Source organism: Streptomyces sp. NPDC033180 (assembly GCF_055577645.1).
Map to the genome: position 1 here is coordinate 1 of NZ_JBVIPU010000010.1, position 26,740 is coordinate 26,740.

At 72.0% G+C, this 26,740-nt stretch carries 25 protein-coding genes and 2 pseudogenes; 13 read left to right on the forward strand and 14 right to left on the reverse strand.

Features of this window, described 5'->3' with window-relative positions:
- Positions 1-120, forward strand: a pseudogene (locus tag ACZ5WE_RS24930) (electron transfer flavoprotein subunit alpha/FixB family protein); the annotation flags it as partial.
- 56 nt (positions 121-176) lie between these two features.
- Here the strand turns inward: ACZ5WE_RS24930 and ACZ5WE_RS24935 are convergent.
- On the reverse strand, positions 177-2,213 hold the full coding sequence (locus tag ACZ5WE_RS24935; RefSeq protein WP_467692799.1) for an AfsR/SARP family transcriptional regulator: 2,037 nt from the start codon (positions 2,211-2,213) through the stop codon (positions 177-179).
- 141 nt (positions 2,214-2,354) lie between these two features.
- On the opposite strand from ACZ5WE_RS24935, the gene ACZ5WE_RS24940 reads away from it, so the two are divergent.
- The 4 genes from ACZ5WE_RS24940 to ACZ5WE_RS24955 all read left to right on the forward strand — a co-directional run bounded on the left by ACZ5WE_RS24940 (position 2,355) and on the right by ACZ5WE_RS24955 (position 7,262).
- Complete coding sequence (locus ACZ5WE_RS24940) at positions 2,355-3,233, forward strand: alpha/beta fold hydrolase (protein WP_467692797.1); 879 nt, start codon at positions 2,355-2,357, stop codon at positions 3,231-3,233.
- 115 nt (positions 3,234-3,348) lie between these two features.
- Positions 3,349-4,497 carry a serine hydrolase domain-containing protein gene (locus ACZ5WE_RS24945; protein WP_467692795.1) on the forward strand — a complete coding sequence of 383 codons (1,149 nt, stop codon included), beginning with the start codon at positions 3,349-3,351 and terminating at the stop codon, positions 4,495-4,497.
- 216 nt (positions 4,498-4,713) lie between these two features.
- Positions 4,714-6,369 (forward strand): sigma-70 family RNA polymerase sigma factor, encoded by a 1,656-nt coding sequence (locus ACZ5WE_RS24950; RefSeq protein WP_467692793.1) that lies wholly within the window; start codon positions 4,714-4,716, stop codon positions 6,367-6,369.
- A gap of 104 nt (positions 6,370-6,473) precedes the next feature.
- Positions 6,474-7,262: a VOC family protein gene (locus ACZ5WE_RS24955; RefSeq protein ID WP_467692791.1), complete on the forward strand. Its 789-nt coding sequence runs from the start codon at positions 6,474-6,476 to the stop codon at positions 7,260-7,262.
- A 50-nt stretch (positions 7,263-7,312) separates the two neighbouring features.
- Here ACZ5WE_RS24955 and ACZ5WE_RS24960 read toward each other — a convergent pair whose 3' ends face one another.
- Positions 7,313-8,269 carry a GlxA family transcriptional regulator gene (locus tag ACZ5WE_RS24960; RefSeq protein ID WP_467692790.1) on the reverse strand — a complete coding sequence of 319 codons (957 nt, stop codon included), beginning with the start codon at positions 8,267-8,269 and terminating at the stop codon, positions 7,313-7,315.
- Positions 8,270-8,361: 92 nt separating this feature from the next.
- On the opposite strand from ACZ5WE_RS24960, the gene ACZ5WE_RS24965 reads away from it, so the two are divergent.
- Positions 8,362-8,991, forward strand: coding sequence for an MBL fold metallo-hydrolase (locus tag ACZ5WE_RS24965; protein WP_467692788.1), 630 nt, complete (start codon positions 8,362-8,364; stop codon positions 8,989-8,991).
- 64 nt (positions 8,992-9,055) lie between these two features.
- On the opposite strand, the gene ACZ5WE_RS24970 is transcribed toward ACZ5WE_RS24965, so the two are convergent.
- From ACZ5WE_RS24970 to ACZ5WE_RS25005, 8 genes are all read right to left on the reverse strand, one after another.
- Positions 9,056-9,892, reverse strand: coding sequence for a DUF1206 domain-containing protein (locus tag ACZ5WE_RS24970; protein WP_467692831.1), 837 nt, complete (start codon positions 9,890-9,892; stop codon positions 9,056-9,058).
- A 109-nt stretch (positions 9,893-10,001) separates the two neighbouring features.
- Positions 10,002-10,409, reverse strand: a complete 408-nt coding sequence (locus ACZ5WE_RS24975) for a GNAT family N-acetyltransferase (RefSeq protein WP_467692786.1) — start codon at positions 10,407-10,409, stop codon at positions 10,002-10,004.
- Positions 10,410-10,521: 112 nt separating this feature from the next.
- Positions 10,522-11,544, reverse strand: coding sequence for a CNNM domain-containing protein (locus tag ACZ5WE_RS24980; RefSeq protein ID WP_467692784.1), 1,023 nt, complete (start codon positions 11,542-11,544; stop codon positions 10,522-10,524).
- A complete protein-coding gene (locus tag ACZ5WE_RS24985; protein ID WP_467692829.1) occupies positions 11,541-12,884 on the reverse strand; it encodes a hemolysin family protein in 1,344 nt (447 codons plus the stop codon). The genes ACZ5WE_RS24980 and ACZ5WE_RS24985 overlap by 4 nt, the downstream gene beginning before the upstream one ends.
- 143 nt (positions 12,885-13,027) lie before the next feature.
- Entirely contained in the window at positions 13,028-13,828 is an 801-nt protein-coding gene (locus ACZ5WE_RS24990) for an ABC transporter permease subunit (protein ID WP_467692782.1), read from the reverse strand.
- Positions 13,825-14,784: an ATP-binding cassette domain-containing protein gene (locus ACZ5WE_RS24995; RefSeq protein ID WP_467692780.1), complete on the reverse strand. Its 960-nt coding sequence runs from the start codon at positions 14,782-14,784 to the stop codon at positions 13,825-13,827. Before ACZ5WE_RS24995 ends, ACZ5WE_RS24990 begins: the two co-directional genes overlap by 4 nt.
- Before the next feature lie 85 nt (positions 14,785-14,869).
- Positions 14,870-15,544, reverse strand: coding sequence for a response regulator transcription factor (locus ACZ5WE_RS25000; protein ID WP_467692778.1), 675 nt, complete (start codon positions 15,542-15,544; stop codon positions 14,870-14,872).
- Positions 15,541-16,740 (reverse strand): sensor histidine kinase, encoded by a 1,200-nt coding sequence (locus tag ACZ5WE_RS25005; protein WP_467692776.1) that lies wholly within the window; start codon positions 16,738-16,740, stop codon positions 15,541-15,543. Before ACZ5WE_RS25005 ends, ACZ5WE_RS25000 begins: the two co-directional genes overlap by 4 nt.
- Before the next feature lie 63 nt (positions 16,741-16,803).
- Here ACZ5WE_RS25005 and ACZ5WE_RS25010 point away from each other — a divergent pair.
- Positions 16,804-17,165, forward strand: a pseudogene (locus tag ACZ5WE_RS25010) (MMPL family transporter); the annotation flags it as partial.
- A 72-nt stretch (positions 17,166-17,237) separates the two neighbouring features.
- On the opposite strand, the gene ACZ5WE_RS25015 reads toward ACZ5WE_RS25010, so the two are convergent.
- Complete coding sequence (locus ACZ5WE_RS25015) at positions 17,238-18,704, reverse strand: serine hydrolase domain-containing protein (protein ID WP_467692774.1); 1,467 nt, start codon at positions 18,702-18,704, stop codon at positions 17,238-17,240.
- Between the two features lie 170 nt (positions 18,705-18,874).
- Between ACZ5WE_RS25015 and ACZ5WE_RS25020 the strand changes: the two genes are divergently transcribed.
- The gene (locus ACZ5WE_RS25020) at positions 18,875-19,501 is read left to right on the forward strand and encodes a TetR/AcrR family transcriptional regulator (RefSeq protein ID WP_467692772.1); all 627 of its coding nucleotides are present in this window, start codon (positions 18,875-18,877) and stop codon (positions 19,499-19,501) included.
- Between the two features lie 12 nt (positions 19,502-19,513).
- On the opposite strand, the gene ACZ5WE_RS25025 is transcribed toward ACZ5WE_RS25020, so the two are convergent.
- From ACZ5WE_RS25025 to ACZ5WE_RS25035, 3 genes are all read right to left on the reverse strand, one after another.
- Positions 19,514-19,900: a hypothetical protein gene (locus tag ACZ5WE_RS25025; protein WP_467692771.1), complete on the reverse strand. Its 387-nt coding sequence runs from the start codon at positions 19,898-19,900 to the stop codon at positions 19,514-19,516.
- A 126-nt stretch (positions 19,901-20,026) separates the two neighbouring features.
- Positions 20,027-20,770 carry an endo alpha-1,4 polygalactosaminidase gene (locus ACZ5WE_RS25030; RefSeq protein ID WP_467692827.1) on the reverse strand — a complete coding sequence of 248 codons (744 nt, stop codon included), beginning with the start codon at positions 20,768-20,770 and terminating at the stop codon, positions 20,027-20,029.
- A 127-nt stretch (positions 20,771-20,897) separates the two neighbouring features.
- The gene (locus ACZ5WE_RS25035; RefSeq protein WP_467692769.1) at positions 20,898-21,563 is read right to left on the reverse strand and encodes a spherulation-specific family 4 protein; all 666 of its coding nucleotides are present in this window, start codon (positions 21,561-21,563) and stop codon (positions 20,898-20,900) included.
- 366 nt (positions 21,564-21,929) lie between these two features.
- Here ACZ5WE_RS25035 and ACZ5WE_RS25040 point away from each other — a divergent pair, with 366 nt between their 5' ends.
- From ACZ5WE_RS25040 to ACZ5WE_RS25060, 5 genes are all read left to right on the forward strand, one after another.
- Positions 21,930-22,268, forward strand: a complete 339-nt coding sequence (locus ACZ5WE_RS25040; protein WP_467692768.1) for a hypothetical protein — start codon at positions 21,930-21,932, stop codon at positions 22,266-22,268.
- A 223-nt stretch (positions 22,269-22,491) separates the two neighbouring features.
- Entirely contained in the window at positions 22,492-23,172 is a 681-nt protein-coding gene (locus ACZ5WE_RS25045; protein ID WP_467692766.1) for an alpha/beta fold hydrolase, read from the forward strand.
- A gap of 337 nt (positions 23,173-23,509) precedes the next feature.
- The gene (locus ACZ5WE_RS25050) at positions 23,510-24,316 is read left to right on the forward strand and encodes an alpha/beta fold hydrolase (protein WP_467692764.1); all 807 of its coding nucleotides are present in this window, start codon (positions 23,510-23,512) and stop codon (positions 24,314-24,316) included.
- A gap of 184 nt (positions 24,317-24,500) precedes the next feature.
- The gene (locus ACZ5WE_RS25055) at positions 24,501-24,785 is read left to right on the forward strand and encodes a hypothetical protein (protein WP_467692762.1); all 285 of its coding nucleotides are present in this window, start codon (positions 24,501-24,503) and stop codon (positions 24,783-24,785) included.
- 406 nt (positions 24,786-25,191) lie between these two features.
- Positions 25,192-26,670: a sugar transferase gene (locus tag ACZ5WE_RS25060; RefSeq protein ID WP_467692761.1), complete on the forward strand. Its 1,479-nt coding sequence runs from the start codon at positions 25,192-25,194 to the stop codon at positions 26,668-26,670.
- Positions 26,671-26,740: the final 70 nt, after the last annotated feature.

Below are 26,740 nucleotides of genomic sequence, written 5' to 3' on the forward strand. Positions count from 1 at the left end.
GTGGCGATCAACAAGGACGCCGAGGCCCCGATCTTCGACCTGGTCGACTACGGCGTGGTCGGCGACCTCTTCGACGTCGTCCCCGCCCTGACCGAGGAGATCAACACCCGCAAGGGCTGAGCCTGTTCAGTTCGCAGCCCGGCCACGCGGTATCCGCGCTGCCGGGCTGCGGGCCTTCACCGGAGTCGGCGCAGGGCGGATGCGAGGTCGTCGAGGTGCCGTGACACCGGGCCCAGGGTGAGCAGGCCACTGCCCGCTCCTGCCAACTCGTCGGCCGCCGGAGTCAGTTCGGCGTGGGCGCGTTCCATCGTCTCTTGGTCGTCGACGGCGATCGCCGCCCGGCCCGCCAGACACCACAGGGCTTCGAGCAGCAGGTCACGGGGTGGGTCCGGGAGAAGGCGCAGCGCCTTCGCCGCCTCGCCGCGGCGGCCTTGGGACAGCAGCACCAAAGGGCGGGCCCAGGGTTCGTAGGGCCCCCAGTCCGTGTTCTCGTCGTTCTCGTCGGCCTCGTCGCTCTCGCCGCTCTCGTCGTTCTCATGCAGGCCTCGGTCGCTTCGTCCGTCCGGAGGGAGTGGCTGTCCGTGGCGCAGGCACAGCAAGGCCAGCGGCAGCAGTCCGTCCGTCAGGCCCGGCATACCCGCGCCGTCCAGTCGCGCCGCGGCCTCCCGGTAGGCGGCTTCGGCTGCCTGGGTCCGGCCTGTCGCCGCGAGCCGCAGCGCCGCGTACCACTGGGTGAACACCCCTACCAGCGGCAGCTCATGACGTACCGCCAGGAGTTCCGCGGAGGCCGCGTGGCCGTCGGCGCCCGGGAAGTCCGCGAGCGCGCTGCGGGCCTGGAGACGGATGAGGTGGCCGAGGACCTCGTGGGTGACAAGGCCGTTCCGGGTGGACAGGGCGACGAGTTCGGCGCCGATCGCGTCCCGGTGCGCGGCAAGACCCGTGCGGTGGAATGACTGCATGAAGCGCCCGTTGAGGGCGAAAGCGAGGAGACCGGGATCGTCGAGGCTGCGGGCGATCTCCTCTGCCTGGTGGGCGGCCTGGCGTCCGCGCGCCGATCCGGTGCCGCGTGACTCCAGAGCGATCGTCGCCAGGAGGCGGGCCCGCGCCGCCGGGTGGGCGTCAGGACGGAGCGCGGCCAGAGTGCGTTCGGCCGCCGCAACGACCTGCGCGGCCTGCCGTGGGTCGTCGACGCGGGTCCAGATCGCCGGGACGTCGTACGCGCCGATCACTCGGGCGGTGAGTTCCGCGTCGCCCAGTTCCTCCGCCGCCTCGATGGCCGCCACGCGGTGCTCACGCGCCGCTCCGAGGCCGCCGCCTCCGGTCACCGCCAGGTTGCGCAGCAAGCCCACCGTCGAGTCCAGCCTGGCGCGGGCGCCCGACGCCACGGTCCGGTCGTAGGCGGTGGCGGCCCGGGCCCACACCCGTTCCGCCGCTCCCCCGGCCACGAACGGGCCGGGATCGAGGTGGCGGGCCTGGCCGAGGATGTCCGCCTCCAGGCGGCGAAGACCCGGGCCGGGGTCCACCCCCAGCTGCTCCCCCAGGAGCGCGCGGGCCCGGCGCAGGACCGCGAGCGCGTCGCCCTGGCGGCCGCAGCGGTAGAGCGCGAGGGCGAGGAGCCGCCAGGCGTCCTCGCGCCAGGGGTGCTCGGAGACGTGCGCGTCGAGCTCCGGCACCGCGTCGGCGGCACGTCCCAGGTCGAGGCGTACCTCGGCCCGGCGCTCGACGGCGTGCAGGCGCAGCTCGCCCAGGCGGGAGCGCTCGATGCGGGCCCAGGCCTCATCGGCGAACTCGGCGTAGGCGGGGCCCCGCCACCACCCGAAGGCCTCCTCCAGGCGGTCGAGGGCTTCCTGCGGCGGCAGGGTGGCGGCGTCGGTCACCGCCTGTTCGAAGCGCCAGGCGTCCACCGCACCGGGCTCCGCGCGCAGGGCGTACCCCGGGCCCTCGGTCACCAGCAGCCGGGCGGGTGTGCGGGGCGGGCGCTCCGGCTCAAGGGCGCGGCGCAGCGCGGCCACGAAGGTACGTACGGCCCCTACCGCGTCCTGGGGCGGATCCACCCACAGGTCGTCGACCAGGCGGGCGACCGGGACGACGCGGCGGCGGGCGACGATCAGCCGGGCGAGGACCGCGCGGTGTCGCGGCCCCTTCAGCGCGACGCCGCCCCCGGCGCCGTCCCAGGCCGACACCGGCCCGAGCACCCCGAACCCGACCTGCACGCTTGACCACCCATTCCGCCCCGTCCGCGGGCATCGACCCTGGTCACGGTAGCGCGCTCATCGGATGCTCATCGGCTCCCGGCAGGCTCGGAAGCACCTGTTCCACCGAGTACCCGTTCCGCCACCGCGAAGGACGCGACCATGACCCCTGCCATCGAGAACTTCAGCTACCGGCGTGTGCCCGCCTCGGAAGGCGTCTCGCTGAACGTGGCCGTCGGCGGCTCGGGCCCGCCGCTCGTGCTGCTTCACGGCTTCCCACAGACCCATCTGATGTGGCGACATGTCGCGGCCGACCTCGCCGCTGACCACACGGTGATCTGCCCCGACCTGCGCGGCTACGGGGAGAGCGACAAACCCGCGGAGATCGACGGCACCACGTATTCCAAGCGCACCATGGCCGCCGATGTCGTCGCCGTGGCCCGCGCCCTTGGCCACGACCGTTTCGCGCTGGCCGGGCACGACCGCGGCGCCCTGGTCGCCTTCCGTGCCGGGCTCGACCACCCCGGCACGATCACGCACCTGGCCTGCCTCGACGTGCTGCCCACGCTCGACATGTGGGACGTGATGCACGGCGTCACCGCAGCCGTCGGCTTCCACCTGTATCTGATGGCCCAACCCCCGGGTCTTCCCGAGCGGTTGATCGCCGCCGCGCCGGACGCGTTCTTCGGCCACTTCCTCGACATCTGGACGAACGACCCGCGGGCGATCCCCGCAGACGTACGCGCCGCCTATCTTGACGCCGGCCGCGCCGCGGTGCCCTCGATCGTGGCCGACTGCCGCGCCTCCGCCGGTATCGACGTCGACCACGACCGGGCCGACCGGGACACCGGCAGCACGCTGCGGATGCCGGTTGCCGTGCTCCAGCAGGACTGGGGCGCCGCGCTCGGCTTCGACGCGGCGGCCCTGTGGGGTGCCTGGGCGCCGGACCTGCGGCACACCCCCGTCACCTGCGGCCACTTCATGGCCGAGGAAGCGCCCACCGAGATCGCCGACGCGCTGCGGGACCTCCTCACCCGCTGAGGGCCGGTCCGGTCTCCCCCTCCGCGTAAATGCGTTGGAACCCTCCGGTCCTGCCGCATAGCGTTTCCCGGCCGAGCGACGGACCCGTCGCGCGACGGACTTGAGGAGAAGCGCAATGGGTTACAGCGGATGGGCCGACGAGCGGTTCGGGGCGGTCGCGGACGCCTTCTCGCGGAACTTCGACGAGTCCGGTGAACTCGGCGCGTCCGTCGCTGTGTTCGTCGACGGACGCCAGGTCGTCGATCTGTGGGGCGGGGTCGCGGACGAGCGGACCGGTCGCCCGTGGGACGAGCACACGGTCGTTCCGGTGTTCTCCTGCGCCAAGGGCGTCGTCAGCGTCTGCGTTCACCTGCTCGCCCAGGAGGGCCGTGTGAATCTCGACGCTCCGGTGGCCCTGCACTGGCCGGAGTTCGCACGCGGCGGCAAAGAGGCGATCACGCCGCGCATGATCCTCGCGCACCGCGCCGGGCTCCCCGCCCTGGACCGCACCCTGAGCTTCGACGAGATCGCCCGGTGGGCGCCGGTGGTCGGCGCGATCGAGGAGCAGGAGCCGCTCTGGGAGCCGGGTGCCGCCCACGAGTACCACGGGCACACCTTCGGCTTCGTCCTCGGCGAGCTGATCCGCCGCGTCACCGGCCTCACCCCGGGCGCGTACTTTCGCCAGGCCATCGGCGACCGCCTCGGGCTGCGGACCTGGATCGGCCTGCCCGATGAGGAGGTCGCCCACCTGGCCCGGCTCGTCGAGGCGGAGGGCAGGCCGGGGAATCTCGACCCCGAGTCCCTGGTCATGCGGATCGTGACGATGAACGGCGCCTTCGCCTTCCCCGGCCTCGACGTGCCGCACGGCTGGAACGACCCGGCGCTGCTGCGCGCCGAGATTCCCGGGGCGGGCGCGGTGTCGTCGGCGCGGTCACTGGCGACGCTGTACGCGGCCGCGGCGACGGGGGTCGACGGCTCGGCACGGCTGCTCACCCGGGACACCGTGACGGACGCTGTGCGCGAACTCACCGCGGGGCCGTCCTGGTCCGGCTTCCCCGACCTCGGCGCCCGCTGGGGTTCGGGCTTTCTGCTCGACGCCCCGCGGTTCCGGCCGATGCTGGGCGCGCGGAGCTTCGGCAACGACGGATCGGGCGGTCAATTCGCCTTCGGTGACGACGAGTTCGGCGTGGGCTTCGCCTACACCGCGAACCGGATGATCGGCCATGGCGACGCACGGTCCGCGCGGCTCATCGCGGCGGTCAGGGAGTGCTTGCCGGGGGCGTGAACCGCTGGTCGGCATTCAGCCCCACCGGCCGTGCAGAACCGGTTGATGTCCGATATGCCGGTAAGGAAGCCATGCGTTCCGGCGGCGGCCGGGTGCGTATGCTCACCGACTCGAACCGAAATTCCGTTCGCGGTTTTCTGTTATCTCCGAACGCTCACGCGATCTCCCAGGTGTAAGGCCAGAACGTGCCGACGAAGAAAGCGAGTGAGGCATTCCATGATCGGTGAACACGATCCTCTGGTGACGGCGGCGCAGACCGGGGACCAGCAGGCGCAGGACGAGCTGGTGGCCGGGTACCTGCCGCTGGTCTACAACATCGTCGGGCGGGCGCTCGACGGCCATGCCGACGTGGACGACGTCGTGCAGGAAACCATGCTGCGGGCGCTGGCAGGACTGGGCTCGCTCCGCGACCCGGCGAGCTTCCGGTCCTGGCTCGTGGCCATCGCCATGAACGAGATCCGCAGGCACTGGCAGCAGCGTGCGTCCGGGCAGAAGAGCCCGAGCCCGCTCCACGAGGCACACGATGTCGCGGACCCCGGTGCCGACTTCGTCGACCTGACCATCATCCGGCTCGGTCTGGTCGGCCAGCGCCGGGAGGTGGCCGAGGCCACGCGATGGCTGGACACCGACGACCGCGCACTCTTGTCGCTGTGGTGGCTGGAGGTCTCCGGCGAACTCACCCGGCCGGAGGTCGCCGCCGCCCTGGAGCTGCCGACGCAGCACGCCACGGTCCGCGTACAGCGGATGAAGACGCAGCTGGAGACGGCCAGGATCGTGGTCCGCGCGCTGGCCGCTGCGCCCCGGTGCCCGTACCTGAGCGAGGTGGTGGCCCCTTGGGACGGCACGCCTTCCGCCCTCTGGCGCAAGCGCCTGGCCCGGCATGTCCGTGACTGCGCGGTGTGCTCGGGCCACGGCGCGGGCCTGGTGCTCGCCGAGCGCCTGCTGGTGGGCCTCGCCCTGGTGCCGCCGTCCGCCGCGCTGGCCGCACCCGGCGCGATACGCGCGGTGAGCGCCGCCGACGCGCACCACCTGGCGACCGACCCGCACCACCTGGCGACCGGCTCACCGCACATATCGCCCGACGCGCACCCCACAGCGGCCCACGCGTACGAGATATCCGGCTCCCGGAGCGCCCCGGCGAGACACGCCGCCAAGCGCCGCCGGACGCCGCGCAAGGGCCGGACCGTGGCCGCGGGGGTGGCCGTGCTCGTCGTCGCGACCGGCGTCATCTACTCGGCCACGCGCCCCTCGGACGACGAGCAGACGGAAGCACAGTCGCTCACCGCCTCGCAGCCGCCCTCCCCGGCAGCTCCCTCCACCTCGGCCGCCGAGCCGAGCAAATCCCCCTCCGCCTCTCCCAGCAAGACGCGCAAGCCGTCCCCCAAGCCCACGCCGTCGAAGACCAGGGCGCCGAAACCGAAGGCGACCCCGAAGCCCACCCGCACCAGCAGCGCTCCCCAGGCACCAGAGGCGCCAGAGGCCCCGGCGGGCAACTCGTACAGCCAACAGGTCACCCGGCTCGCCAACGCCGAGCGCGCCAAGAGCGGCTGCGGCCCGCTGACCCTCAACAGCAAGCTGGGCGACGCGGCGCAGGGCCACTCCGACGACATGGCCGAGCGCGACTTCTTCGACCACACGAATCCCGACGGCGAGGACCCCGGCGACCGGGTCACGGCAGCGGGCTACAAGTGGAGCACCTACGGCGAGAACATCGCGGCGGGCCAGCGCACCCCGTCTGCCGTGATGGACTCCTGGATGAACAGCTCCGGCCACCGCGCCAACATCCTCAACTGCTCTTTCAAGGAGATCGGCATCGGTTACCGGCAGGGCAGCGGCGGCCCCTGGTGGACGCAGAACTTCGGCGCGCGCTGACCATGGCTCCCGGGAGCCTCGGACACGGGATTCGACGGGCGCGGGCGCCTTCGTTCGAATAGCGTGAAATCCACAGGAAACTGCCGGAACTGGAGGCCCTCGCGATGGCTGCGTACCCGGAAGGCACGCCCTGCTGGGCGGACGCGATATTCCCCGACGTGGAGGCCGCGAAGAGCTTCTACGGCGAAGTGCTCGGCTGGACGTTCGACGCCGGCTCGGAAGAGTTCGGCGGCTACACGCAGGCACGCTCGGACGGCAAGGCCGTGGCCGCGGTCATGCCGCAGTTGCAGGGGACGGACGGGCCCGCCGCCTGGAACCTCTACTTCGCGTCGCCCGACATCGCCGCGACGGTCGCGAAGATCCGTGACAACGGCGGAACCCTCGCCATGGAGCCGACGGAGGTCGGCGAGTTCGGCACCATGGCGACGGTCAAGGAGCCCAGCGGCGCGTACTTCAGCGTCTGGCAGCCGAACACCCACCAGGGCTTCGAGAAGATCGGTGAGGCGGGCGCCTACTGCTGGGCGGAGCTCACCACGCGGGACCCGGCGGCGACGGACGCGTTCCTCCCCTCCGTCTTCCCCTTCGAGGTGAAGAGGATGGACGTCGACGACGTCGACTTCAGCGTCTTCCAGGTCGACGGAGACACGGTGCTCGGCCGGCTCAGGATGACCGAGGACTTCCCGCCCGAGGCGCCGCCGTTCGTCAACGTGCACTTCGCCGTGGACAACTGTGACGCCGCGATCGTCACCGTCACCAAGCTGGGCGGCCAGCTGCTCTTCGGCCCGATGGACAGCCCGTTCGGGCGCTTCGCCACGGTCGCCGACCAGCAGGGCGCCACCTTCAGCATCATCGACCTGACGACCACCGAGGGCGAGATGCCCTCGTTCAGCTAGAACGCCCCGAAGCTGCGCCTCGTAGCCTCCTGGCCTAATACGCCCGGAAGCTACGGCGTCCGCGTGAACGCACGGCGGTAGGAGCGCGGCGGTACGCCACGGCGGCGTACGAACTGCTCGCGCAGGACGGCCGCGCTGCCGTATCCGACCCGGTGGGCGATCTCCTCCACCGGCAGGTCCGTGGTCTCCAGGAGTTCCTCGGCGCTGCTCAGCCGCAGGTTGACCAGCCAGGCGTGCGGAGTGGTACCGGTCGCCGCGGTGAAGCGGCGGGCGAAGGAACGCCTGCTCATCAGGGCGCGGCGGGCCAGCTCCGTGACGGGCAGCGGCTCGTGCAGGTGCGCGCGGGCCCAGGCGAGCACCTCGGCGAGACGGTCGTCCCGGCAGTCCTCCGGGACGGGGGCGGCGAGGTACTGGGCCTGGCCGCCGTCGCGGTGGGAGGGCAGGACCAGGTCCCGGGCGATGGTGTTGGCCGTCGCCGCACCGTACTCGCGTCTGAGCAGATGCAGGCTGAGGTCGAAGCCCGCGGCGGCTCCCGCGCCCGTGACGACCTGCCCTTCGTCGATGTACAGCGCCTCAGCCTCGACGGTGACCTCCGGATACCGCCCGGCAAGGAGCTCCGCGAAGCGCCAGTGAGTCGTGGCACGCCGCCCGTCGAGCAGCCCCGCGGCGGCCAGCGCGAACGCGCCGACACAGTGACCCGCGACAAGCCCGCCCCGCTCGTGAGCCGCGGTGAGCGCGTCGAGCACGGCGGGGGCGGGCGGCGTGCGGAAGTCGGCCCAGGGCAGGGCGATCACGAGGTCGGCGGTGGCGAGCCGCTCCAGGCCGTGCTCCACGGTGATCGGCACCCCGGCATCGGTGCGGACCTGACCCGGCCGGTCGGTGCACAGGACGAAGTCGAAGCGGGGCAGGCCCGGGCCCCGTTCGTCGAACACCTCGGAGACGATGCCGGCGCCGAGGATGCCGACGCCCGTCGGGGCGTAGGCGGCGATGGTCACGAAAGGCGGCATACGGAAGTGTGGCACGTAGGTGGCACGTTTCCTGCGATCAGTGGCAGAAGGGCCACTCGTCGCGAGGTCCGCCGCCCGGAAGACTCATCGGCATGACGAACACACAGGCAGCCGCACAGACAGCCGCGACAACGGACGCCCCGCTCGGCCGCAGCGCCGTCTACACGATCCTGACCACCGGCTACACGGGCTCCACGGGCCCCGGAGTCGCCGCCACCGTCTCCTACGTCCACGACGCGGACCGGCATGTGATCGTCGACCCGGGCATGGTGGCGAGCCGGGACCGGATCCTTGGCCCACTCGCGGAGTTGGGCCTCGGTCCGGACGACATCACCGATGTCGTGCTCAGCCACCACCACCCCGACAACACCATGAACGCCGGCCTGTTCGGCCGGGCCCGGGTCCACGACCACAAGGCGATCTACGAGAACGACCAGTGGACCGACCGGGACGCCGAGGGCCATGAACTCGCCCCGTCCCTGCGGCTGATCCGCACGCCGGGGCACAGCCGCGAGGACATCACCCTGCTCGCGGGCACGGCCGAGGGGACGATCGCGTTCGTGGGCGACCTGTGGTGGCGGCCGAACGGACCGGTGGACGATCCGGTGGCCCCGGACCACACGACGCTGCGGACGTCACGGCTGCGGGTACTCGCCGCCGCCGATGTGATCGTGCCGGGTCACGGTGGTGCGTTCGAGGCCGACGAGACGGCGCCCCTCTAGCCGACGACACGGCGCCCGTCCGGGAGCCGCACGCCGTGTTCTCACAGCCTCAGACGCCGTGTTCTCACAGCCTGCGCCAGCGCGCCGAGGCGAAGGAGAAGACGCCGAAGAGGATGAGCCCGGCCGCGACGGCGGCCAGGAGCCATGGCCCTGCGGGGGTGTGCGAGAAGCTGCGGAGCGTCGCGTCCACACCCTTGGCCTCGTCGGGGTCGAACTGCACGGCCGCCGTCACGATGAAGATGCCCGCCGCGGTGAACACGGCCCCGCGTGCGACGCCGCCACTCACGCCCAGGGCCGTGACGACCTGGCGTGAGCGGCCCTTGAGGGAGCCGAGGTCCAGCTGCCGCAGGAAGCGGCGCATCATCGCCCGTACGGCAAGGACGACCCCGACGCCGATCAGCACGCAGCCCGCGGCGCCCACCAGGAGGCGGCCCTGGGGAAGTTCCAGCGCGGACTTCGTCCAGTCCTGCGACTTGGCGTCGCCGCTCGAACCCTGGCTTCCGCCGGCGGCGTACACGGCGGTCGCCCAGCAGACGACGGCGTAGAAGACAGCCCTGCCGCCATCGAGGGCCCGCGACGCGGTCTTCCGTCGCGGCCCGTGCCTCCCCACCGCGCGGGCGCCCCGCCACAGCGCCATGCAGCCGAACCCGACGACCAGCGCCCACAGCATCACCTCGCCGAAGGGCTGCTCGGCGACCTGGGCCAACGCGCCCTGCCTGTCGGCCTGTTCACCGCCGCCGCCGAGGGCGATCTGGAGAGCCAGCGCGCCGATGAGGGTGTAGACGACACCTCGTGCGACGAAGCCCGCACGGCCCGCCGCTGTCAGCGATTCCTTCTCCGCCGAGCGGCGGACCGCGGCCTTCTTGGTCCAGCCGCGCGGGTGCAGTCGAGACGGCGTCATCATGTCCTCCCCAGAAACGCGGGCACGCCGTACGCGCCCGATCTCCGAGTGCCCCCGTCAGTGCCGGACCATGCCTGACGGCCCGAGCACGGGGATGTCGGCTGCCGTCTCAGAGCAGCGCACCGCCGGGACCGAACCCCCGAGGTGGAGCGGCGATGTGAGGGCACTCCACGGCTCCCGGCGCGAAGTCGAGACCTGTCTCCTCCGCCATCGCGGCGAAGAACTTCTTGCCGTCGGCGGACTGCCGGGAGGTGGTCCACGCGTAGGCCGGCCAGGGGTCCGTGGCGCGGTGGAGCGCCTCGCGGCCCAGGCCCATGCCCTGCCAGGGGCCCGCGATCGCGATGGTGTTGACGTGGGCGGCACCGCATGGATGGCACACCTGGAAGGCGAGGTGGCCGATGTTCCGGCCGTCTCCGTCGAGGAGCGTGATGACCTGGCAGCCCGCCGCCACCGTCGCCGGGGCGCATCGGTAGGTGACGGCCCGCGGGCAGGGAGGAGGCCGTCTTCGGAAAGACATTGCGAGCACACTAGCCACAGGTATCGACCCCCGTATATCCCCGTACCGGGTGGCTTTTCATGCCAGGAGGGGCACATCGGTCGTAGTCGGGGAGGGGCGCATCGGGCAGGCGTCAGACCGGGCGTCGCGGTTCCATCAGGCGGGCGAGCAGGTCGTCCAGGCTGACCAGGCCCGTGAGCCTGCCCGACTCGTCGCAGAGCACGGCGAGCGAGGCGCGGCGGCGGCGCAGTTCCTCGACGGCGTGGGCGATGGTGTCGTCGGCGGCGAGCTCCGGGACGGGGCGTGCCAGTTCGCGGGCGGTCAGGGCACGGCTGCGGGCGCGGGCCACCAGGGCGTCGCGGGCGTGCACCGAGCCGAGGACAGTGGCGCCGTCCCTGACGAGGAGCCGGGTGCGGTCGCTCGCCGCGGCCACCTCCAGGACCTCGTCGATGCTCGCGGCAGCGGGCACGGATGTGATCTGCGCGGCCGCTGTCCGGAGGTCGCCCACCGCGGTCAGCGGCACGGTGAGCGAGGTGGTGATGAGACCGGAGTCGGCATCGCTGATCAGGCCGAGCCGCCACGACTCCTCGACCAGGTGGGCGAGTTGCTCGCGGTTGTGCACCGAGGTGAGCTCGTCACGCGGGGTGACCCTGCACAGCCGGACGAGCGCGTTGCTGACCTTGTTCAGGAGGGTGAGCAAGGGGCGTACGACCTTGACGACGGCCCGGAAGGGCGGGGTGAGCAGCATCGCCGAGCGCTCCGGGTGGGCGATGGCCCAGGACTTGGGGGCCATCTCGCCGACGACCATGTGCAGGAACACCACGACGACCATGGCGAGCGCGAAGGCGATGCCGTAACTGAGCCCGGCGGGCAGGCCCAGTTTCGCCAGGAGCGGGTCGAGTTCGTGGGAGATCGCGGGCTTGGAGACCGAGCCGAGGCCCAAGGTGCAGACGGTGATACCCAGTTGGGCCCCGGCGAGCATGAGGGACAGCTCGCGCATGCCCGCGAGCGCGGACCTGGCGCCGCGCTGCCCGGCGGCGACCGCGCGCTCCACGCGGTGCCGTTTGGCGGCGACGAGCGCGAACTCCGCGGCGACGAAGAAGCCGCTGGCGATCAGCAGCAGGACGGTGACGAGGAGGGCCAGGGGGAAGCTCATGCGGAGGCCTCATCGGCGGTCGGTGCGTAAGCCTGCGGCAGGCGCTCGATCCGTACGCGCTCGGGGACGTGGCGGTCGAGGGCGAGTACGGCGACGACGACGCGGCTGCCGTCGGGCAGCTCCACGGTCAGGCGGTCACCGATGGCCGGGAAGCGGCCGAGCCGGTCGACGATCAGACCGGCCACGGTGTCGTAGTCGTGCTCCTCGGGCAGGTCGATGCCGGTCGCCTCGGCCACCTCGTCGAGACGGCGGCCCGCGTCGACGAACCAGCCGGCGCCGTCCGCGACCGCGAGTTCGACGACCGTGTCGGACTCGTCGGCGATGTCCCCGACGAGCTCCTCGGCGATGTCCTCGTACGTCACGATGCCCGCCACTCCCCCGTGCTCGTCCAGGACGACCGCGAACTCGTCGTCCCGCTCGCGCATCTGCGCCACCGCGCCCGGCAGCGGCAGGGTGTCGGGCAGCAGCAGAGGGCGGCGGGCCTGTTCGCCCGCCGTGGCGCGGTCGAACAGGCCCGCGGGCAGCAACATCAGTTCACGCACGCCGAGGACGCCCGCGACGTCGTCCGGGTGATCGCCCATGACCGGGTAGTTCGAGTGCCCGTGCTCGGCGATGAGCCGCACGGCCTCGTCCGCCGTGGCGTCCTTGCGCACGAAGGTGACGTCCGCCCGTGGCACCATCACCTCGTCCAGGGTGCGGTCGGAGAACTCCAGGGCGTGGTCGAGGAGTTGGGCGCTCTCGCGCGGCAGCGAGCCGTGCTCGTGGGACTCGCCGATGAGGTGGCTGAGCTCTTCGAGCGTGGCTCCGTGGTGCAGCTCCTCGACGGGCTCGATACCGATCCGGCGCAACAGCCGGTTCGCCGCGCCGTCGAAGACGCGGACGACGGGGCCGACGACCTTCAGATACGTCAGCGTGGAGGCGGCGAGGGACTTCGCGAGCCGGTCGGGCACGGCGAGCGCGAGGTTCTTGGGAGCGAGCTCGCCGAGGACCATTTGGAGCACGGTGGCGACGACGAAGCCGATGACCACGGAGAGGGCGGAGACGACGCCTTCCGAGAGGCCGGTGCCGTCCAGGGCGGGCTTCAGGAGCCCGGACACGGACGGCTCGGCGAGGAAGCCGACGACCAGACCGGTGGCGGTGATACCCAGCTGGGCGCCCGACAGCATGAACGAGAGCCGCCCGAGAACCTGGACGGCGCGGGCCGCCCGCCTGTCGCCCGCTGCGGCCTCGCGGGCCAGGGCGAGGCGGTCCGCGGCCACGTACGCGAACTCCTGCGCTACGAAGTAGCCGGTGCCCGCGGTCAGGACGACGACCGCGAGCAGGCCGAGGAGGGCGGACAGCAACAGGGGCTCCGTTCCGATGAAGGGGCGTGCCGGTCATTCTCGGCGCGGCCGGGGCGCCCCGCCACGCCTCACTTCTACACCCACTGTAAAAGAATCGCAAAATGACCACCCCGTTCCGGTGCGTCCGCGGCCGTGTTCCCTCATGCGTCCCTTCGGCGCAGGCGCCGCCCGGCCACCCCCAGGAGCAGCAGGGTGTACGCGGCGACGACGCCGAGCGAGGGCCAGGCACCGAGGCTGCCGACCGTCTCCGCGCTCGCGTCCGAGGTCTGCGTGAGCTTCTCCAGGGCGGCCGTCGGCGTCGCCCCCGCGACCCAGGGCCGGAGGTCACCGAGCAGCGGGCCGAACAGGGACGGCAGCAGGAGGACACCGACCACCGTGACGACGGCTCCGGCCGTGTGCTTCAGGAGGGTGCCGACCGCCAGGCCGGTGAGTCCGACGAGCGCGAAGAGCCCCGCAATGCCGAACAGCGCGGGCAGCGGCTCCCCTTGGGCGTACGCGCCGTCCTCCAGGACCGCACCGCCGAGCAGATAGGCCACCATGCAGGAGACGAGCCCGGTGGCGTACAGCAGGCAGACCAGCAGCGTCGCCTTCGCGGCGAGCACCCGGCCACGGCGCGGTACGGCGGTGAGGGTGGCGGTGATGGTGCCGCTCGCGTACTCGCCGCACACGGTCAGCGCGCCCACCGTGCCCGCGACCATCAGCGAGACGACGCTGAGGGTGAGACTGCCGCCGAGCACCGTGTCGTCGGGCTGGAGACTGCCGCTCAGGCCGACGAACACCGCGCCGACGACGGTCAGCAGACCGGTCGTCAGGAGCGTCCACCGGGTGGAGCGCAGGGAAGCGAACTTGGTCCACTCGAAGGCCAGGGCTTCACGGAAGCCGGGGGCGGCCGCGGTCTTGGTCGGGGTCTTGCTCGGGGTCCTGGTCGCTGTCGTCGTCATCGGACCGGCTCCTTCGCCTCGGACGTCTCGGCTTCGTACGTTGTCGTCGCCGTGCCCCGGTACTCCACCGCGGCCCGCGTCATGTCGGTGTAGATCTCCTCCAAGGTGGAGAAGGCCGGGGTGAGTTCATGAATGGCCAGGCCTTGCGTGCGGGCCAGCTCGCCGATCTCGGCGGGCCTCAGGCCGCCCACCCGCCAGCCGCCGCGCGCGTCCAGGCGCACGGACGCGCCCGCCGTCTCCAGCAGGGCCCGCATCCGCCGCGCCTCGGAGTCGGGCGTACGCAGCAGGGTGGCGCCCTGGGAGTTGGTCTCGATGAAGTCCCTCATGTCCGTGTCCGCGAGGAGCCGGCCGCGGCCGATCACGATCAGGTGGTCGGCGGTCAGTTCCATCTCGCTCATGAGGTGACTGGAGAGGAACACCGTCCTGCCGTCCAGGGCAAGGGACTTGAGCAGGTCGCGGATCCAGCGGATGCCCTCGGTGTCCAGGCCGTTGACCGGCTCGTCGAGGATCAGCACCCCGGGGTCGCCGAGCAGCGCGGACGCGATGCCCAGGCGCTGGCCCATGCCCAGCGAGAGCCCCTTCGCCCGCCGGTCGGCCACGCTCGTGAGGCCCACCGCCTCGAGGACCTCGTCGGTCCGGCCGGCGCCGATGCCGTTGCTGCGGGCCAGGCCGACGAGGTGCTGTCGCGCGGTGCGTCCGCCGTGTACCGCCCTGGCGTCCAGGAGCGAGCCGACCTCCCGCAGGGGCGCCGCGAGGCGGTCGTAGCGCCGTCCGTTGATCGTGACTGTGCCGCCGCTCGGCGCGTCAAGACCGAGGATCATGCGCATGGTGGTCGACTTTCCGGCGCCGTTCGGGCCGAGGAAGCCGGTCACGCGGCCGGGGCGGACGGTGAAGGTGAGCCGGTCCACGGCCGCCTTGCCGCCGAAATTCTTGGTGAGTTCCCGTGCTTCGATCATGCCGTCGACGCTACGGAGAGCGTGCGCCCCGGACATCTGCCGCCGGGAGTCGGCGACTACTCCCCTGGGAGTAGCGGGCGCCGGGTCAGCTCTCGCCCGCGCGCACCAGGCCCGTCTCGTACGCGAGCACGACCAGCTGTGCCCTGTCCCGCGCCCCGAGCTTGGTCATCGCCCGGCTGACGTGCGTCTTCGCGGTGAGCGGCGACATGAGGAGGCGCGCGCCGATCTCGTCGTTCGCCAGGCCGCGGCCGACCAGCGCGAGCACCTCGCGCTCCCGGTCGGTCAGCGGTTCGAGGAGCCGCAGCGCCTCGGCCTCGGGTGCCTTGAGCCGCGCGAACTCCTCGATGACCCGGCGGGTGACCGCGGGCGCCAGGAGGCTCTGCCCGGCGGCGACGGTACGGATCGCGGTGCGCAGGTCGTCCGGTTCGATGTCCTTGAGCAGGAAGCCCGCGGCTCCCGCGCGCAGCGCCTCGAAAACGTACTCGTCGGCCTCGAAGGTGGTCAGGACCAGGACGCGTACGGCGTCGAGGGTGCGGTCGGCGACGATGCGGCGCGTGGCTTCGAGGCCGTCGGCGCGCGGCATGCGGATGTCCATCAGGACCACGTCGGGGCGAGTGGTGCGGGTCAGTTCCACCGCCGCGACGCCGTCCGCCGCCTCACCGACCACGGCCAGGTCGCCGGTGAGGTCGAGCAGGGCGCGAAAACCCGCGCGTACGACGGTCTGGTCGTCGGCGAGCAGCACTCTGACCCGGTCGCTCACGCCGCTCCTCCTTCAACAGGCGGCATGCCGCCTTCAACGGGCAGCATGCCGCGCACCCGCCACCCGCCGCCCCGCAGCGGGCCCGCTTCGAGGCCGCCGCCCATCGCGGTGGCCCGCTCCCGCATGCCGATCAGGCCGTATCCCTCGCCGGCGCCCCCAGAGGTGCCGGGCCCGTCGTCCGTGATCTCCACGGCGAGGCACTCGCCCGTCACGGCCACGGACACCGCCACGTACCGGGCGCTCGCATGCTTGATCACGTTGGTCAGCGCCTCCTGGGCGATGCGGTACGCCGCCAACTCCACCAGCCGCGGCAGCTCACGGCCACCCGTGTCGGCGTGCAGCGACACCTGAAGACCGGCGCCGCGCGCCGTCTCCACCAGTTCGTCGAGCTGCGCGAGGCGGGGCGCCGGGTCGACGGAGGCCGTCCGCCGTCCCTCGCGCAGCACGCCCACCGTGGCCCGCAGTTCGCGTACCGCCTCCTTGCCGGACGTCCGCACCTGCCGCATCGCCGTCCGCGCCACCTCGGGTCTGCTGTCGAGCGCGTCCAGGGCGAGGCCCGCCTGCACGGTCATCGCCGACACGGTGTGGGCGATGACGTCGTGCAGTTCGCGCGCGACGCGCACCCTCTCCTGGTCGACCTTGCGCCGCGCCTCGCGCTCCCGGTCGGCCTCGGCGCGCTCGGCCCGGTCGGCGTACTCCTTCAGCAACTCCCGTCGTCCGCGCACCACTTCGCCGAGCAGCAGCGGCACGAGGGGCCACAGCATCTCCAGGAGAGGGGCGCCCTGGGGCTGCGCCACGTCTTTGCCCGCGACAATTGAAACCGCCCCCGAGACGAGGGCGGCGACCCCGGCGGTACGCAGCGTGCGGCGCCGGTCTCCCTCCACGGCGAGGGCGTACAGCGCGACCATCACCGGCAGATTGAGCAGCTCCCCGATGTGCCCGTAGAGCGCCCAGCCCGCGCAGGCCGCACCGGTGACCACAGTGACGGCGACCGGCCACCGGCTGCGCACCAGGAGCGTCGCGACGGACACGGCGAACAGCAGCCACGTCAGCCAGTCGGCCTGCCGGTGTCCGGGGCCGTTGACCGCCGCGTCCAAACCCGTGAGGAGCGCGACGACCGCGGCCACGGCCACGTCCGTGAGCTGCGGAGGCAATGGCCGCCGGCTGCGCCCCGGCGAGAAGCGGGAGATGGTCACGGAACTCACGATAGGAGCAGGACACGGCCGATGCGTACGCCGACGGGAGTACCCCTGGCCCCTTTCGAGAGCGTGCTCGGCTACGCGGGCGTCGACTGGTCGATCCCCTTGATGGGCTTCGTCTTCCTGGTCGCGGGTTCTGGAGGGCCTGACCAGAACGGGCGGAGTGATCACCTCGGCGGGCATCGTGCTGGCCGCGACGTTCGCGGTCTTCGCGGGGCTGCCGCTGGTGAACGATGGCGCAGATGGGTGTGCTGGTCGGCATCGGCGTCCTGCTCGACACCTTCCTCGTCCGTACGGTCCTGGTGCCGGCCATCGCCCTGGGCCTCGGCCACTGGTTCTGGTGGCCGGGCCGCCTCTTCCACGACCTGCGCCGGGAAAGGGCCGCCGAGTCCGAGACACCGCGCGCTCAGCACCGCATCCGGCGCGAGAACCTGCCTGAGGGGCACCCAGCCCAGCAGCCGGGGCTCGCTCGACGCGGCCCCGGCCGGTGGGTCTCAGCTGCGCCGGATCCGACCGTGCCGCCGCAGGTCCCAGGCCCCGAACACGGCACGTTCCACGGCGAGCAGCAGAGCGAGCGCGATCGCCGCGGCGGCGCTCCACCCCACGTCGGGCAGCCAGAGCAACGCCATGGGGAGTGTGCCGCCGAGGGTCGAGGGCAGCCACCAAAGGAGCGCCGCGACGCACAGAGCAGCGGTGACCCACGCGAGGGCGGTGGCGATGATCCTGCGTCGGGCGCGGGCCGCGGCACGCCGTCCGCGCAAGCGGAGCAGGGCCGGGGCGACCACGCACAGGAACAGCGCTCCGGCCAGGGCGGCCATGGCCCACGGCAGGGCGACGGCCAGCCGGTCGACCGGCGTGGAACGGGGATCCGCGCCGGACAGCAACTGCGCCGCCCCGACGGCGGCGTCGCCGAACTCCTTGGCCCGCAGCTGGTGGTAGGCGTTCTGCAGGACGATCACGGCCCTGCCGCTGTCGGGCAGCATGACCACCATGGCCTGGAAGCCCGGCAGCGCCCCGTCGTGCCAGACCATGCGTTCACCCGTGCCCTTGAGCGTGCCGACCGACCAGCCGAGGCCGTAGCGGCCCGCGTGGCTGTCGACGTGGCCCCGGTGGGTGTCGGCGATCCCTTTAGCCGACAGCACCCGCCGACCGTCCAGCCGGCCTCCGCCCAGCTCGGCGAGGGTGAACCGGGCCAAGTCCCGTACGCTGCCGCCCACATAGCCGTACGGCACACCCGACGTGTCGTACGGCGCGTCGAACGGCATCTGGGTGCCGAAGACGGAGCGGTGGCCGGGCGCGACCCGCTCCCGCGCGAAGTCCCCCTCGGTGGCGACCGCGTGCTCCATGGTGAGCGGTTCGAGGATCCTCTCGTGCAGGTAGGTGCCGAACGACCGCCCCGACACCTCTTCGACCAGTGCCCCCAGTACGGCGTAGCCGGCACTGGAGTAGGCGTACGAACCGCCGGGCCGGTCGGCGGGCTCGACCTGCGCCAAGTCGCGGACCGCGCCCGAGAGAGCGCCCGGCGCGTTGTCGTAGCGGTCCCCGACCTCGCCCGACGCGGAGGCTGGGATGCCGCTGGTGTGAGTGAGCAGGTGCCGGACAGTGATGCGGTCGGACATGTCACGGTCGGCGAGCCGGAACCACGGCAGATAAGTGCGCACCGGCGCGTCGAGGTCCACACGGCCCGCCTCCACCTGCTGCATCACGGCGAGACCGGTGACCGGCTTGGACAGCGACCCCCAGAGGAAGGGGGTATCGGCCGTGACCGCCCGTCCGCGGCCGTCCTCACCGAAGCCGCGCTGGTGCACGACGCGGCCGCCCTCGATCACGGCGAGAGCGGCACCAGGCGTGCCCGTCGCGTCCAGCCGGCCGCGGACGAACGCGTCCACCCCCGACCAGTCCGACGCGTCGGCCGCCGAGACAGGCGGGGCGAGGCCCACGATCACTCCCACGACGAGCATCGAGCCCAGCAACTTGCCTAATCGCGCACGCCAGTTGCGTCCTAGTGCCCCTACCGCCCTTGCCGTTTCCTCTGCCATGTCCGCGGCCACCCCCTGTCGACGTCCCAATGTTTTCACCATACGAGCATATGGTAAAACGCTCCGCAAGATCCGGCGGATACCCTGGCGGCATGCCGAAGGTCGTCGATCACCAAGCCAGGCGCATCCAGGTCGCCGACGCCGTACAGAAGTTGGTCACCGAAGAGGGGCTCGACCGGGTCACCGTGGCGCGGACCGCCGCGACTGCGGGCTTCTCCGTCGGCCACGTGCAGCACTACTTCGCCACCAAGGACGAAATGCTGCTCTTCACCCACGAACGCGTCATCCACAAGATCCTCGAACGGGTTTCCGCCCTGAGTGAGCGCGCCACACGCCAGCGACTGCCGATCCGTGACGTGGTCGTCGACGGACTCGGCGCATGGCTACCGGCGGACCCCCACCGCCGCTCGGCACACCGCGTGATGCTCGCGTTCCTGGGCCGGACCGTCGACAACCCCCGCCTGGCCCACTCCCACACCGAGACGGGCCGTCTCATCCGCTCCATGCTCGCCGCGGCCGTCCGCAACGGAAAGGAGTGCGGCGAGGTCCCGGCCGACACCGACCCCGACCTCGCCGCACTCGAACTCCACTGCCTGACCGAGGGACTTGCCCTGCAGCTCGGATCCGATCCCGGACCCGCGGACACACGGACCGCCCTCGCTCTCCTCACCGCACGCGTACAGGCCGTCTTCCCCGGCCGCTGCCGCCAGTACGGCTGACCCGCGGCGCGGTCAGTTGGTGAGGGTGACGCAGGGAAGGCCCACGCTGCCGCCGCCCCGGAAGCCCTCCGCGCAGAGCCTGGTGCCCGCGGGGAAGTGGCGCTGCGGGTAGGCCTGGTCCCGGTAGGTGCGGAACTTGGCGACGTCCTCCGTCTTCGTGTTCGCGCTCCAGCCGTTCGTGGTCCACACGCGCGCGCGGATCCGGTTCGGCTGGTTGGTGTTGGTGACCGACACCTCGACCCTGCCGAGGTAGGTGCCGCTGTCGTAGGTCCTGATGCAGACCGAGTGGTTGCACCACTCGCCGTCGGCCACCGCCGACGGCCCGCTGACGATGACACAGCCGAGCGCGGCGGCCATGGTGCCGATCCCCGCGACGATCTTCCTGGTGATGCCGTGCATGATGAGTGCCCCTCAAGCCTTCGTCATGGCCCGGCCTGCGTGCCGGGTCCCGGCCGTCCAACGCGAGCGCAAGATCATCAGTTACGCGGCGTCCCCCGCCCGTCTCCACGGGGAAACGGCCGCGCATCAGCAGGGTCTGCGCCACTCCCCCAGGTTCAGCTTCTTGCGCATGGAGGACAGGCCGAGGCGACGCGACTGGGCACAGAACCTCTCGTTGGGCACGGCGTACTCGACGTGCAGGACCGCCTTGCCCGCCGCGACGAAGGGGGTGAGGGAGGCGCACTCGTCGTACTGGGCGCACTCCTCGTTGACGGCGAAGTCGAAGTCCCGCACCAGCTGAGGGATCTGCGGAAGGTCGTTCTTCAGGCCGACGGACAGACCGCGGTCGTGCGCGAGGCGGGCGACCATCCGGTTGAAGGCCAGTTGATGGCGTGCGGTCAGGGGGAATCCGGTGCGGTTGAGATAGCTGTCGAGCAGGTCCGGCTCGACCGCGTCGAAGCCCTTGCGGCGGCACATGTCGAAGCGCTCCGCGAGAAGTGGACGCAGCGTGTCGAGGCGCCGGATGTCGAGCCACCGCTCTCCCTTCCAGCCGTTGGCGCGGCCGAGGAGGGAGGCGGGGTAGTCGGCGCTGTCGGGGCGGAAGGACTCCCAGGCACCGGCGTTGATGTAGCAGATGACGCGGCGCCCGTCGCGGTGCAGTCGGGCCACGTCGGACGCGCGGTTCTCGAAGCCGTCGATGTCGTAGACCGGGACGTCCACGCGCGGGTCGACGCGGCCGTCGAGCTGCCACTGCCAGGTGGTGCCCGGCCGGGGCCGCCAGCGGTCCGGGGGGCCGCCGCCCCGCTCCGCCGACGAGCAGCCGACGAGCAGTCGGCGAGCAGCCGGCGAGCAGCAGAACGGCGACGAGGAACAGGCCCAGCCGGGCGCGGTGCCTCACGTCGCATCTCCGGCGGCGGCGCGGTGCCTCACGTCGTACCTCCGGCCGCGGCGCGGTGCCTCACGACGTGCTTCCGGCCGTGGCCGGGGGCGGCGGCTGTGTCCAGGGGTTGGGTCCCGCGCCGGGCACCGCGCAGTGCACCCCCGCGCCCCGCTGCACGGCGGTGCGCCCGGCAAGGCGGGCCAGCGCCGGCGGCACCCCGTAGACGAGGTGGCAGAAGCGCTCGGGGGAGTGCCTGGCCGTCCAGGACGGGGCGGCGAACGAGCCCAGATACGTCGTCCAGTGCCCCTCGAACGTGACGAGCAGGTCGGCGGCGCGGGCGTAACCGGGCGCCGGATGCACACCCGGGTTGAGGACCACGGTGTCCGCGCCCCGCCCCCGCGCCGCGCGGACCATGCGCCGGCAGTGCCGCAGCTCGCGGCGGCCGGGGGCGACCCGGTCGAAGAAGCAGCCGTCCACGCCGTACCAGGCCCGGTGCCGCTCCAGGTCGTCGGTGACGGCGCCGAGCGGCCGCTCCCCGTACGCCGTGTCGACGTACCCGAGCACCCGGACACCCGCCTCGCGCAGTGTCCGAGAGGCGGCGGTGAAAGCGGGGTCGGGGGTCGCGCCCGGGCCGTCGGCGACGTTCAGGACGATGCCGTACAGCTGGGGCGCGGCCGCCACGAGCGTCTGCCAGGCCTCGGGGTCCGCGGCCGGGTGGACGTACAGCGGCACCAGCAGGGTCATCGCGGGTCCCCGCCCCCCTGCCCCGGCTTGTGACCATCCTGCCCCGGCTTGTGACCATCGCACCTCGCCTACCTCACCCTCCCGCACGACCGCGGAAGGCACAGGCGCGTCCTCGTCGCCCACGCCCTGGTACAGCGCGTTGCCCCGATTCCGCGTCGGGCGTGCCACGCCCCGCGTTCCCGGGCAGCGAAGGGCCATACCCGACCGCGCGGCGGCGCACGTGCGGGCGCGCGTGCTGCGCTCGGCGCTCGCCCACGGCCCCCGCCCCCGCGGCTGGCCGGGCTTCCTGCAACCGATCCGCCGTCCGGCACCCGCGTCGGCATCGCGAAGGCCACCAGTGCCGAACCTCCGCCCCGGGGAACCCAGTTGCTGTACGCGGGCGTCGTCGGCCGGGACGCCGTCGCGCTGTTCCACGACGGCCGTCGCGTCGTCCGCTACGCGGAGCCCGCCGCCTCGCCGGGCGCCGCGTCGCTGGACATCTCCCGTTCCGATGAATCCGACGTGACCACGGCGGCCGCGCTCGTCGTCAGCCGCACGGCGGGCAAGGTCCGCTACCTGACTGCCCCTTGGGTCGCCGAGGCGCGGACGCGCGACCTGCTGACCCCCGACATCACTCCCGCGCATCTCAGCTACACCCCGCTGCCCGGCAGCGGCGGCGCCCCCGCCCGGCAGCCGCAAGGTCGAAGGGATCGAGGTGACCGGTGATGTGGAGGTGACCGATGAAGGGCGCAGACTGGCCGTCAAGGCTCCCCGGAGCCCCGACGTGAACCGTACGGGCACGTCTCACGGACGATGAGAGACTGGACGAGGTCGGACGGCGTACCGTGCGCTGAGGCGAGCCGGGGGTCGGACGGTGCCGACGGGCAGCCTTGCGGAGGCAACCGCCCCCGTCCGCGTCCGCCGGTCACCGAGATGTCGAGGAGTCGACGTGCCCTTCCGCGATGGCCACCGCCCGGCGCTCGAGCCGATCAGGCCCGTCCAGCAGCCGCGTGCCGCCGTGCTCCTGCTGCACGGCGGCCGGGAACACGGGACCGCCGCACCCCCGGCGTGGAATCTGCCGGGCGCGCGGCTGCGGCTCTTCGAGGGCGCGATCCGGCGGTCGACACAGCAGGGCTCGGTACTGATGGGGCGGGTGCGCTACCGCGTCCGGGGCTGGAACGGTGAGCGGGCGGACGCCGCGCAGGACGCCCACCGGGCCCTGAACGAGCTCGAGTTGCTCACCGGTGGCGTGCCCACCGTCCTGGTGGGGCATTCGATGGGGGCCCGCGCCGCTCTGCGCGCCGCCGGAAGTCCGCTGGTGCGCGGGGTGGTCGGCCTCGCGCCGTGGTGTCCCGCCGGGGAGCCGGTGGCGCACCTGCGCGGCCGTCGCGTGGTGCTGCTGCACGGGGACCAGGACCGTACGACCGACCCGGGGTCCTCCCTGGACTTCGCGGCGCGGGCCGGTGCGGCGGGAGCCGAGGCGGCCACCGTGCTGATGTACGGCAGTGACCACGCCATGCTGAGACGCGCCACCGCATGGCACGACCTGACGGCGAGGGCGGTGGCCGGGCTTCTGGGCATCGCCGAGCTTCCTCCTGAGATCGCCGACCGGTCTTCCCCCACCGGTTGAACGCGTGTCTGCTGCGAGGACGACCGATGGTGACCGCTGGCGGTAGCGTGGAAGGGCTCCGTGAATTCCTCAACTGGAGCATGAGAACAGTCCTGTTGCCGGCATTCGGTGTGCCCAGTACCGCTGCGCCGCCAGGACAGGGTGGCCGGTGCCCTGAGCCTGCTCCACGACCTGCCGACCGCCGGCTCAAGCTCTCCGACGTGGCACACCAGGTCCTGAACGGCGCCGTCGCGGACACGCTGCTCGACCCCGATCGCTGAGCCCGGGCGGCCGAGGCCTCGACCTGCCGCGCGGCCCGTCTTTCCTTACGCTGGAGGCAGAGGTGAGGAGGGCCGTCATGTCCGCCGTCGCCGTGCACGAGGCAGCGCTGCGCGAGGGTCCTGTCCTCCCGTACGCCGAGGTGGGCGACTCATCGGGTACGCCGGTCGTCCTGGTCCACGGCTACGTCGACTCCTGGTGGACGTTCGAGCCGCTGCTGCGGCGCCTGCCCTCCTCCCTGCACGTCTACGCGCCCACGCAGCGAGGCCACGGCGACGCCGACAAGCCGCCGGGCGGCTATCTTCCCGAGGACTTCGCGACCGACCTCATCGCCTTCATGGACAGCGTCGGGATCGAGCGCGCCGTGCTCGTCGGTGCGTCGAGCGGCGGGGTGCAGGCGCGCATCGTCGCGGGCCGGTATCCCGACCGGGTGGCCGGGCTCGTACTCCTGGGCGTGCCCGTCACCCTCGCCGACAAGCCGGCGGCCACCGAACTGTGGGAGATCGTGAGGAAGTTGGAGGACCCGGTGGACCGTGGCCTCGTGGAGCGGTTCGCGCTCGGCATGACGGCCGAGCCCGTCGCTCGCGGCTTCCTGGAGACCGTCGTCGGGGAGAATCTGAAGGCACCCGCCCGCGTGTGGCGTGAGACGCTGCGCGGCCTCCTCGAGACCGATCTGCGGGCGACGCTGTCCGGGATCCTCGTACCCACGCTGGCCGTCTGGGGCGACCGCGACCCGATTCTGACGCGCGAGGAGCAGCAGACGATCCTCGACACCGTCCTCGGCTCCCGGCTGATCGTCTACGAGGGGGTGGGGCACGTCACGTACTGGGAAAGGCCGGAACGGGTGGCGAGGGACATCGCCGCCTTCGCCGACGGCGTCGGCTGATCGTCAGGGCCACATCCGCGGCGGCCCTGCCGTGCTCGCCGTATTACTTGCGGGTGCCATCGGTGGACGCACGTGCTGTCCTGGCCATAGGGCGCCGGGCCGCCGAGCGGCGACTCTCCTCGCCGCCTCATCGCACCCCACACCCCCCCTCATCGCCCCCTCATGACACAAGGAGCGTTCCGCCATGGCGATCTTCATGCATGCTTCCCTGCCGGGTGTCACCACCGATCAGTACGACACCCTCAACGCCAAGCTCCAGGAAACGCCGGAGATCTTCGACGGCTGCATCGCCCACGTCTGTGTCCCGAGCGGCGATGGTCTGGACATCTACGACATCTGGGAGTCCGAGCGGCACATGCGGGCCTTCTCCGAGAAGATCATGCCGGTGGCGGAGTCGGTCGGTCTGTCCGGCCCCGGAGGCGAGCCCGATTCGTCCTCCGTGCACAACTACTGGATCCCCGGAGCCTGAAAGCTCCGAGAAGTCGCCCGCCCGAGCAGGCCCGGACCGCTCGGGCGGGCGAGCGATAAAGCCAATTTCAAAGCTTGACCACAAATTCCACACATCCTCTCTTCATACTGGCGCCAATGGTCTAGATTGACCGTGCTTCAGCTGTTCAGACATGAAGCGACCATTAATGATCTCCAGGCGCGACGCTACGGAATGCCGGTCCACAGGGGTCCTTGGGTGCTGGGGAGCACCCAAAGGTTTCGACGGGTTTCCGCGCACCTCGGGACTTGGGAACAGCTGAGGTGCCGGGTACGGGGGGCTGGGCCTCCCGAGGGGAGGAACAGCGCGGCGCGGGGGGCGGGGGTGCCTCCTGCGGGAACAGTGTTCGGCGAACACGTCGAGCCACTGGTGACCTGTGGGGGGTCCTGTGCAGCAGGGGGAATTAGTCAGCCCGTTTCCGTCGGCGCGCGGGCGTCTGGCGAACGGGGCAATCAGACGACCCGCGAGCGACTGGGAGCAGCGGTACCGCCGCACCGTGATCATCAGCGATACCGCGGCCACGTTTTTCGTGGTGGCGGCGATCGGCAGCTTCTTCGGGGCCCGGGACGCGGCCAACTGGCACGAGAAGTGGGGAATTCTCGCTTTCGGCACCGAGCTCCTTGTACTGGGAGCGCTTGCGGTGAGCCGGTCATGGGCTCCGGCGGTTCTCGGCCAGGGTGCGGAGGAATTCCGCCGGCTCGGCCGCTCACTCTTCACGGCGGTCGTCGTACTGTCGCTCGGCGGCATCGCCCTGACCTCGCGCAACATCAAGCTCTGGATCTTCGTCGCGATCCCGGCGATCGCGCTCATCACCATGACCGAGCGGTATCTGCTGCGCCTCTGGCTGCACAAACAGCGGAAAGAAGGACGGTGTCTGCGCCCGGTGCTCGCTGCCGGGAGCCCGGCCACCGTGCGCGACCTGATCACCCGGACCCGCAAGTCCCCGCACCTGGGCTGGCGGGTGGAGGCGGTCTGCACGCAGGACGGTCTCGGGCTCGATGGTGACCAACTGGACGGGGTGCCGGTCGTCGGCCCACTGACGGACGTCGCGGGCCACGTCAGCCGCGACGGCTACCGCGTGGTCGCGGTGACACCGGACCCGCACTGGTCACCGGACCGGCTGCAGCGCCTTGCCTGGAACCTCGAGGGCAGCGATGCCGAGATGGTAGTGGCCCCGGTCCTCATGGAGGTGGCGGGACCGCGGCTGCACGTCGACGCGGTGCTCGGCATCCCGCTGCTTCGGGTCAGCATGCCGACCTTCACCGGGGGGCGCCGGGTGGTCAAAGGGGTCGTCGACCGGACGGGCGCGGCGCTCCTGCTGATGCTGTTCGCGCCGCTGATGGTGCTCGTCGGGCTGCTCGTCCTCGTGGACAGCCGGGGCGGAGCGTTGTACCGCCAGCGCAGGGTCGGCAAGGACGGGCACGAGTTCACCATCTTCAAGTTCCGCACCATGGTCACCGGGGCCGACGGGGCACGTGCCGAGCTGGCCGACCGCAACGAAGGCGCGGGGCTGTTGTTCAAGCTCCGCCGGGATCCACGGGTGACCCGGGTGGGGGCGGTGCTTCGCCGCTACTCGCTCGACGAACTCCCGCAGCTCTTCAACGTGCTCCTCGGCTCGATGTCACTCGTCGGCCCACGGCCTCCACTGCCGGAGGAGTCAGCCGCGTACGGCCCGGACATCCGGCGGCGGCTGCTGGTGAAGCCCGGGCTCACCGGCCTGTGGCAGATCAGCGGGCGCAGCGACCTGCCGTGGGAGGAGGCGGTCCGCCTCGACCTGCGGTACGTGGAGGACTGGTCGCTCGCCCTGGACACGGTGATCTTGTGGAAGACGCTGCGGGCGGTGCTCCAGGGACAAGGGGCCTACTGATGCGACTCATGCGATGGACGCGCGGGGGCCGTGGTCCGGCCGGCGCACGGAAGGCGGGCCGGAAGGCCGC